Raw genomic sequence first — 15,084 nt, forward strand, 5'->3', positions numbered from 1 at the left:
CCTTGTGCCCCTCCCGGGGCATCCACTAGTCATGTGGCCCGTGGTTCCCCGGACTCCCTTCCCGGACACCCCGCCCGGGTGCGGCGGACCACTGGAGAGGCATGCTCGTGGACCCGCAGAACCTCAAAGATAATTTCGCTCAGGTGGGCGCCAACGGGATTGTCGTCGCCGAATATTTCTACGCCGATCTGTTCGCCCGGGAACCGCAGCTCAGGACCATGTTCCCGGCCGCGATGAGCAAGCAGCACGAGGTGCTGCTGGGCGCGCTGTCGCAGATCGTGTCGTCGGTCGACGACACCGACGCGCTCGTCCCGTTCCTGCAGGACCTCGGCCGCCGGCACCACGGTTTCGGCGTCGTCGCCGACCATTACGCCCCCGTCGGCGCCAGCCTGCTGGCGACCCTCGCCCACTTCAGCGGTCCCGACTGGAACGAGGAGCTGGAGCGGGACTGGGCCGCCGCCTACGGCCTGGTCGCCCAGGTCATGACGGAGGCCGCCGCCGAGCCCGTCGCCTGACCGCGGCGTGGACGCCCAGCGCCTCAAGGACAACTTCGCCGCCGTCGCCGAGCAGGGCGACGCCGTCGCGTTGTTCTTCTACTCCGACCTGTTCGTGCGCAACCCGCATCTGCGCGACATGTTCCCGATCGGGATGACGGGGCAGCGGGACAAGCTGCTGCGCGCCCTCGGCCAGATCGTCGCCAAGGTCGATGACCTGCCCGGCCTCGTCCCGTTCCTGCAGCAGCTCGGCCGCGACCACCGCCGGTTCGGGATCGTCGCCGAGCACTACCCGAACGTCGGGGCGAGCCTGCTCGCCACGCTCCGGCACTTCTCCGGCCCGGCCTGGACCGAGGACGTCGAAAGCGACTGGAACGCCGCCTACAGCCTGGTCGCCAAGGTCATGCTGGAGGCCGCCGACGAGAACGCGCTGTCCAGCCCCGCCTGGTGGAACGGCCAGGTCGTCGCGGCGGAACGGCGCCGCTTCGACATCGCCGTGCTGCGGATCCGGCCGGACCGCCCGCTGCCCTACGCGCCCGGGCAGTCCGTCGCGCTGGAGGTGCCGTCCCGGCTGCGGCACTGGCGGTACTACTCCATGGCGAACGCGCCCCGCCCCGACCACACCGTCGACTTCCACGTCCGGCTGGTGGACGGCGGGCCGGTCAGCCCCGTGCTGGTCCGCGCGACCCAGCCCGGCGACCGCGTCCGGATGGGGGCGCCGATCGGCACCCTCACGCTGGACGAGTCGTCCGACCGGGACGTGCTGCTCGTCGCGGGCAGCACCGGGCTGGCGCCGCTCAAGGCGATCCTGGAGCAGATCGCCGGCCGTCCCGCGCCGCCGCGCGTGCACCTGTTCTTCGGCGCCCGCGACCGCGACGGCCTGTACGACCTGGAGCACCTGAGCAAGCTGGCCGCCGAGCTGCCCTGGCTGACCGTCGTGCCCGCCGTGTCCGACGAGGCCGTGCCGGACGAACCGGGCGGGCACGGCTTCTCCGCGCTCCTGGGCTCGGGCGGCGGCTTCGGTCAGGCGGGCCCCGGTCAGGCGGGCCCCGGTCAGGCGGGCTTCGGCCAGGCCGGCCCCGGCCACGCGGGACCCGGCCACGCCCGGGCCGACCATGACGGCATCGAGTACGGCGACCTGCCCGACGTGGTCGCCAGGCGCGGCCCCTGGCCCGGGCACGACGCCTACGTGTGCGGGCCGGCGGCGATGGTCGAGCCCGCCGTCGAGCGGCTCGCCGCGGCCGGCGTCGCACGCGACCGCATCCGCCTGGAAACCTTCGCCGACGCACAGAGGTGACCGCCGTGAACTCCCCGAACCTGCCCGTCGTCCCCGACGGCTCCCGGCTGACCCCCGGCGAGCTGCAGTCGGTGGTGTTCGCGCGGGCCGCCCTCGGCCGCCGCGGCTACGACGAGGACCAGGTCCGCGGCTTCCTGCAGTACGTCGAGCGGGAACTCGTCCAGATCCTCAACCACAAGGCCGCGCTGGGCGAGGAGGTGAACCGGCTGCGCGCCCAGGCGGGCCGCGGCGGCGGTGTCATGGCGCCCGAGGACGCGCACTTCCAGGCCGTCCGGATCCTGTCGCAGGCCCAGCAGACCGCCGACCTGTACGTCGCCGACGCCGAGCGCTACACCCGCGAGCTGGCCCACGAGGCCCGGCTGCACCGGGAGGCGATCCTGTCGGACGCCAAGGGCCGCGCCGAGCAGCTGCTGGAGGACGCGCACCGCAAGGCCGCCGAGGTCGCCGACGCCGCGGTACGCTCGGTGCCGCCGCCCGCCGGCACGGCGCCCTCCGGGTCGCAGGCGGCGGGTGCGCTGCCGGACGACGAGCGGCGCGACCTGGAGCGCGAGATCGCCTACCTGCGCACCTACAGCGAGGTCTACCGCACCCATCTGCGCTCCTATCTGGAGGCCCTGCTGCGCAACGTCGACGAGTGGGAGAGCTCGGAGCGGGCATCGGTACCGGGGGAGACGCCGGGGCGGCCGCTCCGGGGCTGATCGAGCACGCCCGCGAGGGGCGTGCTCTTCGCGCGTGCTGAGAGCGGGGGCGGCCGGCGGGTGTTCGGCCCAGCGGCCCCCGTCTGGAAAACTGGGGACGCTATGGAATATGTGATCGTCATCGTCGCGCTGTGCGCGGTCGCGCTGATCGTCGGCGGGGTCACGCTGCTGCGCCGCCCGGTCCGCCGCCGCCGTCCGCCGGTCCCGCCCGCCGAGCGGCCGCCCGCCGAGCAGCACGGCGCGACCGCCGTCGACGAGGCGGAGGCCGCGGCCCCCACCCTCGAGCGCGCGCCGCCGACCGAGGCGCCGGCGCCGCCGCCCACCATCGAGATCGAGCAGCCGCCGCCCGGCGCGGGACGGCTCGTCCGGCTCCGGGCCCGGCTGGCCCGCTCCCAGAACGCGTTCGGCAAGACCCTCCTCGGGCTGCTGTCGCGCGACACCCTCGACGACGACGCCTGGGAGGAGATCGAGGACACCCTCATCACCGCCGACATGGGCGCCGCCGTCGCCCGCCAGGTCACCGACGACCTGCGCACCCGGGTGCAGGTGCTCGGCACCCGCAGCCCGGGGGAGGTCCGCGCGCTGCTCAAGGAGGAGCTGGTCAAGCAGATCGGCGCCGATCTGGACCGGTCCCTGCGCACCGAGCGGCACGGGGACCGCCCGGCGGTGCTGATGGTCGTCGGCGTCAACGGCACCGGCAAGACCACCACCTGCGGCAAGCTCGGCCGCGTCCTGGTCGGCGACGGCGGCACCGTGCTGCTCGGCGCCGCCGACACCTTCCGCGCCGCCGCCGCCGACCAGCTGGAGACCTGGGGCTCGCGGGTCGGCGCGCAGGTCGTCCGCAAGGACGAGGGCGCCGACCCGGCCAGCGTCGCCTTCGACGCGGTCAAGCAGGGCATCGACACCAAGGTCGACGTGGTGATCATCGACACCGCGGGCCGGCTGCACACCAAGACCGGGCTGATGGACGAGCTCGGCAAGGTCAAGCGGGTCGTGGAGAAGCAGGCCGAGGTGGACGAGGTGCTCCTCGTCCTGGACGCCACGACCGGGCAGAACGGCATGCAGCAGGCCCGCGTGTTCGCCGAGGTCGTCAACGTCACCGGCGTGGTGCTGACCAAGCTGGACGGCACCGCCAAGGGCGGCATCGTGGTGCAGGTGCAGCGCGAGCTGGGCGTCCCGGTGAAGCTGGTCGGCCTGGGGGAGGGCCCCGACGACCTGGCCCCCTTCGAGCCGGAGGCGTTCGTGGACGCGATCCTCGGGGACTAGCGCGCATCGGCCGCCCGGCGCCCCGCGACCCATTGCGGTCGCGGGGCGCCGGCCTTTTCGGCCGTCCGCGCGTTCCCTCCGGGCCATGACCCGCAGAAAAGGAAACCGTCACCCACTCCGGGGTAAGGCGGTGAGTGTTCCGAAACACTCCGGAAACATCCCGTGGAGGGGTTTCACACCCCGGAAACACCGGAGCCGTCCGGGCGAAACGGCCGCACAAGAATCTCTGAGCATCCACGTTTCCGGTCGAGGAGGGGCACTCTCCGAGATGAAGATCGATACAGGCGCGACCGCCTGGATGCTGGCGGCAGCGGCGCTGGTGCTGCTCATGACACCCGGGCTTGCCTTCTTCTACGGCGGCATGACCCGGGCCAAGAGCGTCCTCAACATGATGATGATGTCGTTCGGCGCCATCATCAGCGTCACCATCCTCTGGGTCCTCTTCGGGCACACCATCGCGTTCACCGACAACGGCAGTTCCTTCGTCAACAAGTTCATCGGCGGATTCGACGCCTTCGGACTGAAGGGCGTCGCGACGCAGGTGTCCGAAGGACTGCTGCCGGACCAGAGCGACAACATTCCGACCATGGTCTTCTCGATGTTCCAGCTGACGTTCGCGATCATCACGGTCGCGCTCATCAGCGGCGCCATCGCGGACCGTGCCAAGTTCGGCGCCTGGATGGTGTTCACCGTCGTCTGGGCCTCGCTGGTGTACTTCCCCGTCGCGCACTGGGTGTGGGGCACCGGCTGGCTGAACAAGCTCGGCATCGAGGACTTCGCGGGCGGCACCGTCGTGCACGTCAACGCCGGGGCCGCGGGCCTGGCGCTGGCGCTCGTGCTGGGCAAGCGGCGCGGCTGGCCGAAGGAGCCGATGCGGCCGCACAACCTGCCGTTCGTGCTGCTCGGCGTCGGCCTGCTGTGGTTCGGCTGGTTCGGCTTCAACGCCGGCTCCGAGCTCGCCGTGGACGGCACGACCGGCCTCGCCTTCATGAACACCCAGATCGCCACCGCGGTCGCCGCCGGCGCCTGGGCGCTGGTGGAGAAGCTGCGCGACGGCCACGCCACCACCCTCGGCGTCGCGTCCGGCGCCGTCGCCGGGCTGGTCGCGATCACCCCGGCGTGCGGGTTCATCGACCCCTGGGCGGCCATCGTCCTCGGCGCCATCGCCGGCACCGCCTGCGCCTACGCGATCGGCCTGAAGTACAAGCTGGGCTACGACGACTCCCTCGACGTCGTCGGCGTCCACCTCGTCGGCGGCGCGATCGGCGCCCTGTCGCTCGGCTTCCTGGCCGCGTACCCGTTCCTGCCGGGCCAGCACAAGGGCCTGTTCTACGGCGGCGGCGTGCACCAGCTGGGCCTGCAGGCGCTCGGCCCCGTCGTGATCGGGCTGTACTCGTTCGTCATGGCCTGGGTGATCGGCAAGATCATCGACAAGACGATCGGGTTCCGGATCTCCGCCGACGACGAGGCCGCGGGCGTCGACGTCACGGCGCACGCCGAGACCGCGTACGATCTCGCTCCCGCGGGAGGCGGCGGCGGACGCATCGCCGGTTCCGGCACCGCGGCACCGCGTACGGTGTCGCCCGACAAGAAGGTGGAGGCCGAGGCGTGAAGCTGATCACCGCCGTCATCAAGCCGTTCAAGCTGGACGAGGTCAAGGCGGCCCTGGAGACCTTCGGGGTCAAGGGGATGACCGTCAGCGAGGCCAGCGGCTACGGCCGGCAGAAGGGCCACACCGAGGTCTACCGCGGCGCGGAGTACAAGGTCGACCTCGTGCCCAAGCTGCGGGTCGAGGTGCTGGTGGACGCCGAGGACGCCGACGACATCATCGACGTCATCGTCAAGGCGGCCCGCACCGACAAGATCGGCGACGGCAAGGTCTGGGCGGTCCCGGTGGACACCGTGGTCCGCGTCCGGACCGGCGAGACCGGCCCGGAAGCCCTCTAGGAGCGGTGTGACCCTCGTCCATCCTCCGGCCGGAGACCGGGCTCCCGAGGCCGCCCGCGCCGCCCTGGCGGCGGCGCGGGCCGCCCGCGCCGCCGAGCTGGACCGCCGCCTGGCGGCCCTGCTCGCCGACGCCGAGGCCGACGGCCGGTCAGCGCCCCCCGCCACCGGGCCCCCCGACACCTCCTCCGAACCCGCGGCGAGCGCCCTCCACGGACCGGGCGTGACGCCGCCGGAACCGTCCGAGCCGGACGGGACGCCGCCGGGGTCGTCCGGGCCCGACGGGACGCCACTGGGATCGTCCGAACCGGGCGGCGTCGCGCTCGCCGCCGTGGGCAGCCACGGACGGCGCGAGCTGACCCCCGGCGGAGACCTCGACCTGGTGCTGCTGCACCGCGGACGCCCCGACATCGCCGAGATCGCCGACCGCGTCTGGTACCCGATCTGGGACTCCGGCCTGCGCCTCGACCACTCCGTCCGCACCGTCGCCGAGGCCAGGACCGTCGCGCGCGGCGACCTGAAGGCGGCGCTCGGACTGCTGTCCGCCCGCCGCATCGCCGGCGACCACGTCCTCGTGGACGAGCTGCGCGCCGCCGTGCTGGCCGACTGGCGCGCCGACGCCCGCGCCCGGCTGCCGGAACTGGCCGCGATGTGCCGCGAGCGCTGGGAGAAGCAGGGCGAACTGGCGTTCCTGCTCGAACCCGACCTCAAAGAGGCCCACGGCGGCCTGCGCGACGTCCACGTGATGCGGGCGGTCGCCGCCTCCTGGATCGCCTCCGCGCCGGACGGCCGGGTCATGGCCGCGCACGACCTGCTCCTGGACATCAGGCACGCCCTGCACGAGGTCACCGGCCGCGCCACCGACCGGCTCGTCCTGCAGGAGCAGGAGGCCGTCGCCCGCGCGGTCGGCATGCCGGACGCCGACGCGCTGCTGCGCGCCATCGCCGGCGCCGCCCGCACGATCACCTACGCGGCCGACCAGCTGTGGCGCCGCGTCGAGCGCGCCACCCGGCACCGCCGCGCGCCCCTCGAACGCCGGCCGGTGGGCGACGGCGCCGTCGAACACGACGACGAGGTCGTCCTCGCCCGCAACGCCGACCTGGACGATCCCGCGCTGATCCTGCGCGTCGCCGCCGCGGCGGCCCAGGCGGGCCTGCCGCTCGCGCCCGCGACCGTCGCCCGCCTCGCCGCCGACGCCGCCGTGCCCGCCGTGCCCTGGCCCCGCGAGGCCCGCGGCGCGCTGGTCGCGCTGCTCGGCGCCGGGCCGCCCGCCATCGGCGTCTGGGAGGCCCTCGACCAGGCCGGGCTGATCGTCCGGCTGCTGCCCGACTGGGAGCACGTCCGCAACCGGCCGCAGCGCAACCCCGTGCACCGCTTCACCGTCGACCGGCACCTCGTGGAGACCGCCGCCGGCGCCGCCGCCCTCACCCGCGAGGTCGCCCGCCCCGACCTGCTGCTCGTCGGCGCGCTGCTGCACGACATCGGCAAGGGCCGGCCCGGCGACCACTCCGCCGCCGGCGCCGCGCTCGCCCGCGACCTCGGCGCGGGACTCGGCTTCCCCGGCGGCGACGTCCAGGTCCTGGAGACGGTCGTCCGGCACCACCTGCTGCTGCCCGAGACCGCCACCCGGCGCGACCTCGACGACCCGGTCACCATCGAGACCGTCGCCGCCGCCGTCTCCGAGGTCCCCGGCCGCGGACGCGAGGTCCTCGAACTGCTCGCCGCCCTCGCCGTCGCCGACGGCAACGCCACCGGCCCCGCCGCCTGGGGGCCGTGGAAGGCCCGCCTCGTCGCCGAACTCGCCCGCCGCGCCGCCGCCGCGCTGGCGGGCGGCACCCCGCCGCCCCCGCCCGCCCTCGGCCCCGACCGGCTCGCCCTCGTCCGCCACGACGGCGCCGCCGTCCGCGTCACCGGGTCCCGGATCACCGTCGCCGCCCCCGACCGCGCCGGGCTGCTCTGGCGCGCCGCCGGCGTCCTCGCCCTGCACCGCCTCGCCGTCCGCACCGCGCACACCGTCTCGTCCCCGGCCACCGGCGCCGACACCGCCGTCCTCGACTTCACCGCCGTCCCCGAGTACGGCACGCCGCCCGACCCCGCCGCCCTCGAGGCCGACCTGCGCCGGATGCTCGCCGACCGGCTCGACGTCGCCGACCGGCTCGACCGCCGCGCCCGCTCCGTCCGGATCCGGCCCGGCGCCGCCGTCCCGCCGCCGCGCGTCATGATCGTGGAGGACGCGTCCGACACCGCCACCGTCGTCGAGGTCCGCGCGCACGACCGGCCCGGCCTGCTGTGGCGGATCGGCCAGGCCCTCGGCGCCTGCGGCCTGCACATCCGCGCCGCCCAGGTCGACACGCTGGGCGCCGAGGCCGTGGACGTCTTCTACGTCGTGGACGGCGCCGGCGCCCCGATCACCGACTCCGCCGAGCTCTCCGCGGTCCGCGAGCGGGTCCTGGACGCGCTCGGCTGACCGCCCGGTGAGGGCCGTTTCCGCGGATCGGCACCGCCGTCACCGGGCGCCGGGAGAGGGGATCGGCGCGAGCGGGCGGGGACCGGCCCGCGACCCTATACGCTGATAGGCGATCCCTGAAGCTTTCCAAGGACGGTCCAGACACGTGTTCGAGACGCTCTCCGACCGGTTGACGACGGTCTTCTCGTCGCTGCGCAGCAAGGGCCGGCTCTCCGAGGCCGACATCAACGCGACGGCCCGCGAGATCCGCATCGCGCTGCTCGAGGCAGACGTCGCGCTGCCCGTCGTCAAGGACTTCATCGCGCAGGTCAAGGAGCGGGCGCGCGGCGCGGAGGTCTCGCAGGCGCTGAACCCGGCGCAGCAGGTCGTCAAGATCGTCAACGAGGAGCTCATCAACATCCTCGGCGGCGAGACCCGGCGGATCCGGTTCGCCAAGACCCCGCCGACCGTGATCATGCTCGCCGGCCTCCAGGGCGCGGGCAAGACCACCCTCGCCGGCAAGCTGGCCCGGCACCTCAAGGCCGAGGGCCACACGCCGATGCTGGTCGCGGCCGACCTGCAGCGCCCGAACGCCGTCCAGCAGCTCCAGGTCGTCGGCGAGCGCGCCGGCGTCCCGGTGTTCGCGCCCGAGCCCGGCAGCGGCGTCGGCGACCCCGTGGACGTGGCGCGCCGCTCCCTCGACCAGGCCCGGCACGCCCTGCACGACGTCGTCGTCATCGACACCGCCGGCCGCCTCGGCATCGACGCCGAGATGATGCAGCAGGCCATCGACATCCGCGACGCCGTCGAGCCCGACGACGTGCTGTTCGTCGTCGACGCCATGGTCGGCCAGGACGCCGTCAACACCGCCCAGGCGTTCATGGACGGCGTCGGCTTCGACGGCGTCGTGCTGACCAAGCTCGACGGCGACGCCCGCGGCGGCGCCGCGCTGTCGGTGCGGCACATCACCGGGCGCCCGATCATGTTCGCCTCGACCGGCGAGAAGCTCGAGGACTTCAGCGTCTTCCACCCGGACCGGATGGCCGGCCGGATCCTCGACATGGGCGACATCCTCACCCTGATCGAGCAGGCCGAGCAGGCGTTCGACGCCGAGCAGGCCGAGCGGATGAGCAGCAAGTTCGCCTCGGGCGAGGACTTCACCCTCGAGGACTTCCTCGAGCAGATGATGATGATCCGCAAGCTCGGGCCGATCGGCAACCTGCTCGGGATGATGCCCGGCATGGGGCAGGTCCGCGACCAGATCAGCCAGATCGACGACAAGGACCTGGACCGGATCGCCGCGATCATCCGCTCCATGACCCCGCGGGAGCGCTCCGAGCCGAAGATCATCAACGGTTCCCGGCGGGCCCGCATCGCCAAGGGCTCCGGCGTCTCCGTCGGCGAGGTCAGCAGCCTGGTCACCCGGTTCTTCGACGCGCAGAAGATGATGCGGCAGATGGCCGGCGGCATGGGGCTGCCCGGCATGCCCGGCGGCCGCCGCAAGGCCGTCAAGGCGGCCAAGGCCAAGAACAAGAAGGGCAAGCAGCGCAGCGGCGACCCGCGCAAGCGCGCCGGCGGCGGCAAGCGCCCGCAGGAGCAGCAGCCCGCGGCCGACGGCATGCCGAAGGGCCTGCCGCCCGGCCTCGGCGGCCCCGGCGGCGGCCTGCCCCCGGGCCTCGGCGGCCAACTCCCGCCCGGCTTCCAGATGCCCGACCTGGGCAAGCTCCAGAACCGCAAGAACAAGTAACCCGCCCCACCGCAACGCCCCACGCAAGCCGAGAAACCCCCAGCCGCCGACCGGCACCACAGACACAACAGCGCCCGCCCCACGGCGCCGTACGCCGACCCGCAGCACCCCAGGCACCACAGCGGGGCGGCGCCTGGGGGCGCGGCGGGCGTGCGTGGGGCTGGGAGAAGGCGTGGCCGGGCGGGCAACACGGCGTCCGCCGATTGCGCGTTCACGGTGTCGATCTGGCAGAATGACAGGCTGGAAACCCGGACTCGCGAGGCGCCCTCTCTCGTCCTGCGCGGCCGGAGTCCATCGGGCGGCGGTGAGCCGGTGTTCCCCACCTGGCACGGGCCGCCCACCCGTAATGAAGTCTGGAGTACACCACACCCGTGGCAGTCAAGATCAAGCTCAAGCGTCTGGGGAAGATCCGGAACCCGCAGTACCGGATCGTCGTCGCCGACGCCCGCACCAAGCGTGACGGGCGGGCCATCGAGGAGATCGGGCTCTACCAGCCCAAGCAGGAGCCGTCGCTCATCCAGATCGACTCCGAGCGCGCGCAGTACTGGCTCGGCGTCGGCGCGCAGCCGACCGAGCCCGTGCTCAACCTGCTGAAGATCACCGGCGACTGGCAGAAGTTCAAGGGCGAGCCCGGTGCCGAGGGGACCCTCAGGGTCGCCGAGCCCAAGGCCGACCGGAAGGCCGCCTTCGAGGCCGCCGTCAAGGAGTCCATGGGCGACGACGCCGCCGAGGGCACCGCCACCCGCGCCAGGAAGAAGGCCGAGCCGAGGAAGTCCGAGGCGAAGGCCACCGAGACCGACGAAGCCAAGAGCGAGGGCTGACGTGCTCGAAGAAGCGCTCGAGCACCTGGTCCGCGGGATCGTGGAGAACCCGGACGACGTCCGGGTCCGCGCCCGGCGGATCAGGGGCGGCCGGGTCCTGGAGGTGCGCGTGCACCCCGAGGACCTCGGTAAGGTCATCGGCCGCAGCGGTCGTACCGCCAAGGCCCTGCGCACCGTGATCAGCGCCCTCTCCGGGGGCCGTTACGTGCGCGTGGACCTGCTCGACGTCAACGAGGTCCGCTGAGTGAGCCCCTGGCATCGCGTATGCCGGGGCCCGCTCGCCTCGGCGGCGGCCGCCTTGACGGCCACCGCCGAGGGCGGCTCTCCGACGGGCCCGCGGCTCGTCGCGCTTCCCGGCCCCTTCGCCGCCTCCCTCCGGGGCGGCCGGGTCCGGCGGGGCCGATGAGCGAGCCGCTCGTCGTCGGACGGATCGGACGCCCGCACGGGATCCGCGGCGAGGTCACCATCGACGTCCGCACCGATGATCCCGGTGGCCGATTCGCCGTAGGCGCGCGGATCGCGACCGATCCCGTGTCCGCCGGCCCGCTCACCGTCGAGCGCGCCCGGTGGCACTCGGGCCGCCTGCTCCTGCGCTTCTCCGGAGTCGACGACCGCGACGCCGCGGAGGACCTCCGCGGCACCTGGCTGGTCGTCGACTCCGGTGACATCCCCCCGTCCGCCCACCCGGACGAGTACCACGACCAGCAGCTGATCGGGCTCGCCGTCGTCACCGCCGGCGGCGCCGCGGTCGGCGAGGTCGCCGACATCCTGCACCACGGCCAGGACCTGCTGGTCGTCCGCGGCCCGGAGGGCGAGATCCTCGTCCCGTTCGTCGCCGCGCTCGTCCCCGAGGTGGACGTCCCCGGAGGCCGGCTCGTGATCGACCCGCCCCCCGGACTGCTCGACGGATCATGAAACTCGACATCGTCACGATCTTCCCGGAGTACTTCGCCCCGCTGGAGATCTCCCTGCTGGGCAAGGCGCGCCGTGCCGGGCTGCTCGACGTGCACGTGCACGACCTGCGCGGCTGGACGCACGACCGGCACCGCACGGTGGACGACACCCCGTACGGCGGGGGTCCCGGCATGGTGATGAAACCCGAACCCTGGGGTGAGGCACTCGACGCCATCGCGCCACCCGGTTCGGCGCCCCGCCTGGTCATCCCGACGCCCAGCGGCCGGCCGTTCACCCAGGCGCTCGCCACGGCGTACGCCGCCGAGCCGTGGCTGCTGTTCGCCTGCGGCCGCTACGAGGGCATCGACTCCCGCGTCGCCGAGGAGGCCCGCGCCCGCATGCCCGTGGACGAGGTCAGCCTCGGCGACTTCGTCCTCGCCGGCGGCGAGGTCGCCGTGCTGGTCATGGTCGAGGCGGTCGGGCGGCTGCTGCCGGGCGTCCTCGGCAACGCCGACTCCGTGGCCGACGACTCCTTCGCCCCCGGCGCGATGGAGTCCCTGGTGGAGGGCCCCGTCTACACCAAGCCGCCCGTCTGGCGGGACCGCGCCGTCCCGGACGTCCTGCTGTCCGGCCACCACGGCGCGATCGCCCGCTGGCGCCGCGACGAGGCGCTGCGCCGCACCGCCCGGCACCGTCCCGAACTGCTGCCCCGCCTGGCCTCCGGCGCCCTCGACGAGCATGATCGCCGAGTGCTGCGGGAGGCCGGTTTTCCGGTTGACGCCGAAGATATGGCAGACTGAGGCGTCCGTGCGCTCGTACGCGCGGCACGAAGACCACTCTCCGCGGCGCGACGCCCCCACCCATGTCCCATGGGGCCTCTCGACGCCCGCGTTCGACCCAGAGGAACCGCTGCGATGCACACCCTGATCCAGGAGATCGAGAAGGCCGCCATGCGCGCCGACGTCCCGGACTTCCGTCCGGGCGACACGCTGAAGGTGCACGTGCGCGTCACCGAAGGCAACCGGAGCCGTATCCAGGTCTTCCAGGGCGTGGTGATCCGGCGGCAGGGCGGCGGCGCCCGCGAGACCTTCACCGTCCGCAAGGTCAGCTACAGCGTCGGCGTCGAGCGGACGTTCCCGCTGAACAGCCCGTCGATCGACAAGATCGAGGTCGTCACCCGCGGCGACGTGCGCCGCGCCAAGCTCTACTACCTGCGCAACCTGCGGGGCAAGGCCGCCCGCATCAAGGAGAAGCGCGACTTCTGATCGCGCGGCGTCGGCCGACGCCCCGGGAACCCGTCGCGGTGCCCGGGGCGTTGCCCGTTTCGGGCTGATACGACGGTCGGGGCGCAGGGCGACACGCCCAGCCGACCGGTGCGCGGGGCCCGCCGCCGCTAGGCTTTGTCCCTGATGGCAGAAGAGGACGATCGGAGAGACGTGCGATCCGAAGCCGAGGGCGCGGTGCCCGATGAAGAGGAGACCGTGACCTCCGCAGAGGAGACGGCCGACGACGACTCCGCCGAGGACGACGGCAAGGCGAAAAAGAAGAAGCAGGGGTCGTTCTGGAAGGAACTGCCCATCCTGATCGTCGTCGCGGTCGTCCTCGCCCTCGTCATCAAGGCGTTCGCGGTGCAGGCGTTCTACATCCCGTCCGGGTCCATGCAGAACACCCTCCAGATCGGTGACCGGGTCCTGGTCAACAAGATCGTCTACCACACCCGCGACATCCGCCGCGGGGACGTCGTCGTCTTCAACGGCCTCGACTCGTGGGACCCCGAGACCCACATCGCCAAGCCGACGAACCCCTTCTCCAAGGCGCTGCGCGCCGTCGGCACCGCCTTCGGCGTGGCGCCGAACGAGAAGGACTACATCAAGCGCGTCATCGGCGTCCCCGGCGACCACGTGCACTGCTGCGACGCCCAGGGCCGCATCACGGTCAACGGCGTCCCGCTGGAGGAGAAGTCCTACCTCTACACCGACCCGGTGACCCACGAGCAGAACAAGCCGTCCAACGAGCCCTTCGACGCCTACGTGCGGAAGGGCCAGCTCTGGGTCATGGGCGACCACCGGGACCTGTCCTACGACTCCCGCTCGCACCGCGGCGACCCCGGCGGCGGCACCATCCCCACCGACCGCGTCATCGGCCGCGCCTTCGTCATCGTCTGGCCGCTGAACCGCATCGACTCGCTCCCGATCCCGGACACCTTCAAGCAGGCGGGCTTCAAGACCGCCTCCATGGGCGCTCCGGAGACCCCCGTGGCCCTGGGCGTCGTCGGCACGCTCCCCATCGCCTACCTCCGGCGCAGGCGCCGGCGCAGGTGACCCGGCCGCCCGCCCGCATGCCCGGAAGAGTGGGGTTCGGGGGGCGGCGGGGTATCGGGGGGACGTACGCTGCGGGGCATGAAGGGTCGTCCGCTTCGCTTCACGCCGCGCCGTGACGCGGGCCTCCACGCCTACGAGCGCGCGTTGGAGCACGCCGGGTTCAGCCCCGTGGCGGGCGTCGACGAGGCGGGCCGCGGAGCCTGCGCCGGGCCGCTGGTCGTCGGCGCCGTGATCCTTCAGGGTGGGCGCGGCGGCCGCATCGAGGGGCTCACCGACTCGAAGATGCTGACCCCGGCGCGCCGCGAGGAGCTGTACGCCGATATCACCGGGCGGGCGCGCGCGTGGAGCGCGGTGATCATCCCCTGCCATGACATCGACCGGATCGGGCTGCATCGCTGCAACGTCGCGGGGATGCGGCGGGCCCTGGCGGCCCTGGACACCCGTCCCGCCTATGTGCTCAGCGACGGCTTCCCGGTGCCGGGGCTGGAGGCTCCGGGGCTGGCGGTGATCAAGGGCGACCAGGTCGCCGCGTGCGTGGCGGCCGCCTCCATCGTCGCGAAGGTCACCAGGGACCGCATCATGGTGGATCTCCACCGGCGCTACCCCGAGTACGGCTTCGACGTGCACAAGGGATACGTGACGCGAGCGCACGGCGCGGCCCTGGCCGAGCACGGGCCCTGTCCGGAGCATCGGTTCTCCTACGTCAATGTCGGGCGTGCCTTGCGTAACAATGGGGAAGTGGCCTTGGGGGAGGAGACCGAAGGGGAGGTCCCCGGCGAGGGCCGTACGGAAGGGGCACGCGTGTGAGCGCCGAGGATCTCGAGAAGTACGAGACCGAGATGGAGCTGCAGCTCTATCGCGAGTACCGCGACGTCGTCGGGCTGTTCACCTACGTCGTCGAGACCGAGCGCCGGTTCTACCTCACCAACTCGGTCGACCTGCAGGTGCGGGGCGTCGACAACGGCGAGACGTTCTTCGAGGTCACGATGCAGGACGCCTGGGTGTGGGACATGTACCGCCCTGCCCGCTTCGTCAAGAACGTGCGTGTCGTCACGTTCAAGGACGTCAACATCGAGGAACTGGCGAAGAGCGAGTTCGAACTCCCCTCCGATCAGTGATGTCCGGCCGCCCGCGGGCGGCCCTCGGGACGCGGCCC

The 15,084-nt window shown here is 73.1% G+C and carries 16 protein-coding genes; all 16 read left to right on the forward strand.

The features are described from left to right. Nucleotides 1-101 precede the first annotated feature (101 nt). On the forward strand, nucleotides 102-515 hold the full coding sequence (locus ACA514_RS24915) for a globin domain-containing protein (RefSeq protein WP_375043631.1): 414 nt from the start codon (nucleotides 102-104) through the stop codon (nucleotides 513-515). Nucleotides 516-522: 7 nt separating this feature from the next. After that, the gene (locus tag ACA514_RS24920; protein ID WP_375043632.1) at nucleotides 523-1,791 is read left to right on the forward strand and encodes a globin domain-containing protein; all 1,269 of its coding nucleotides are present in this window, start codon (nucleotides 523-525) and stop codon (nucleotides 1,789-1,791) included. A gap of 5 nt (nucleotides 1,792-1,796) precedes the next feature. Continuing rightward, entirely contained in the window at nucleotides 1,797-2,489 is a 693-nt protein-coding gene (locus ACA514_RS24925; protein WP_375043633.1) for a DivIVA domain-containing protein, read from the forward strand. Between the two features lie 102 nt (nucleotides 2,490-2,591). Further along, the gene (ftsY, locus tag ACA514_RS24930) at nucleotides 2,592-3,755 is read left to right on the forward strand and encodes a signal recognition particle-docking protein FtsY (protein ID WP_375043634.1); all 1,164 of its coding nucleotides are present in this window, start codon (nucleotides 2,592-2,594) and stop codon (nucleotides 3,753-3,755) included. A gap of 268 nt (nucleotides 3,756-4,023) precedes the next feature. Further along, on the forward strand, nucleotides 4,024-5,367 hold the full coding sequence (locus ACA514_RS24935; RefSeq protein ID WP_375043635.1) for an ammonium transporter: 1,344 nt from the start codon (nucleotides 4,024-4,026) through the stop codon (nucleotides 5,365-5,367). Then, nucleotides 5,364-5,702: a P-II family nitrogen regulator gene (locus ACA514_RS24940; RefSeq protein ID WP_131764050.1), complete on the forward strand. Its 339-nt coding sequence runs from the start codon at nucleotides 5,364-5,366 to the stop codon at nucleotides 5,700-5,702. Before ACA514_RS24935 ends, ACA514_RS24940 begins: the two co-directional genes overlap by 4 nt. 7 nt (nucleotides 5,703-5,709) lie before the next feature. After that, the gene (locus ACA514_RS24945; protein WP_375043636.1) at nucleotides 5,710-8,166 is read left to right on the forward strand and encodes a [protein-PII] uridylyltransferase; all 2,457 of its coding nucleotides are present in this window, start codon (nucleotides 5,710-5,712) and stop codon (nucleotides 8,164-8,166) included. 145 nt (nucleotides 8,167-8,311) lie between these two features. Further along, nucleotides 8,312-9,892: a signal recognition particle protein gene (gene ffh / locus ACA514_RS24950; RefSeq protein ID WP_375043637.1), complete on the forward strand. Its 1,581-nt coding sequence runs from the start codon at nucleotides 8,312-8,314 to the stop codon at nucleotides 9,890-9,892. Between the two features lie 371 nt (nucleotides 9,893-10,263). Continuing rightward, on the forward strand, nucleotides 10,264-10,713 hold the full coding sequence (gene rpsP, locus ACA514_RS24955) for a 30S ribosomal protein S16 (protein WP_375043638.1): 450 nt from the start codon (nucleotides 10,264-10,266) through the stop codon (nucleotides 10,711-10,713). A 1-nt stretch (nucleotide 10,714) separates the two neighbouring features. Then, complete coding sequence (locus tag ACA514_RS24960) at nucleotides 10,715-10,957, forward strand: RNA-binding protein (RefSeq protein WP_021598307.1); 243 nt, start codon at nucleotides 10,715-10,717, stop codon at nucleotides 10,955-10,957. Between the two features lie 158 nt (nucleotides 10,958-11,115). Then, nucleotides 11,116-11,628 (forward strand): ribosome maturation factor RimM, encoded by a 513-nt coding sequence (rimM, locus tag ACA514_RS24965; RefSeq protein ID WP_375043639.1) that lies wholly within the window; start codon nucleotides 11,116-11,118, stop codon nucleotides 11,626-11,628. Beyond that, nucleotides 11,625-12,407: a tRNA (guanosine(37)-N1)-methyltransferase TrmD gene (trmD, locus tag ACA514_RS24970; protein ID WP_375043640.1), complete on the forward strand. Its 783-nt coding sequence runs from the start codon at nucleotides 11,625-11,627 to the stop codon at nucleotides 12,405-12,407. Before rimM ends, trmD begins: the two co-directional genes overlap by 4 nt. 114 nt (nucleotides 12,408-12,521) lie before the next feature. Next, the gene (rplS, locus tag ACA514_RS24975) at nucleotides 12,522-12,872 is read left to right on the forward strand and encodes a 50S ribosomal protein L19 (protein ID WP_067461562.1); all 351 of its coding nucleotides are present in this window, start codon (nucleotides 12,522-12,524) and stop codon (nucleotides 12,870-12,872) included. A gap of 216 nt (nucleotides 12,873-13,088) precedes the next feature. Beyond that, on the forward strand, nucleotides 13,089-13,928 hold the full coding sequence (lepB, locus tag ACA514_RS24980; protein WP_375043641.1) for a signal peptidase I: 840 nt from the start codon (nucleotides 13,089-13,091) through the stop codon (nucleotides 13,926-13,928). A 78-nt stretch (nucleotides 13,929-14,006) separates the two neighbouring features. Further along, on the forward strand, nucleotides 14,007-14,735 hold the full coding sequence (locus ACA514_RS24985) for a ribonuclease HII (protein ID WP_375043642.1): 729 nt from the start codon (nucleotides 14,007-14,009) through the stop codon (nucleotides 14,733-14,735). Beyond that, nucleotides 14,732-15,046, forward strand: coding sequence for a DUF2469 domain-containing protein (locus ACA514_RS24990; RefSeq protein WP_375043643.1), 315 nt, complete (start codon nucleotides 14,732-14,734; stop codon nucleotides 15,044-15,046). The genes ACA514_RS24985 and ACA514_RS24990 overlap by 4 nt, the downstream gene beginning before the upstream one ends. The last annotated feature ends 38 nt before the right edge of the window (nucleotides 15,047-15,084 follow it).

It is taken from the genome of Actinomadura sp. NTSP31 (assembly GCF_041951385.1).
Classification (GTDB): domain Bacteria; phylum Actinomycetota; class Actinomycetes; order Streptosporangiales; family Streptosporangiaceae; genus Spirillospora; species Spirillospora napierensis.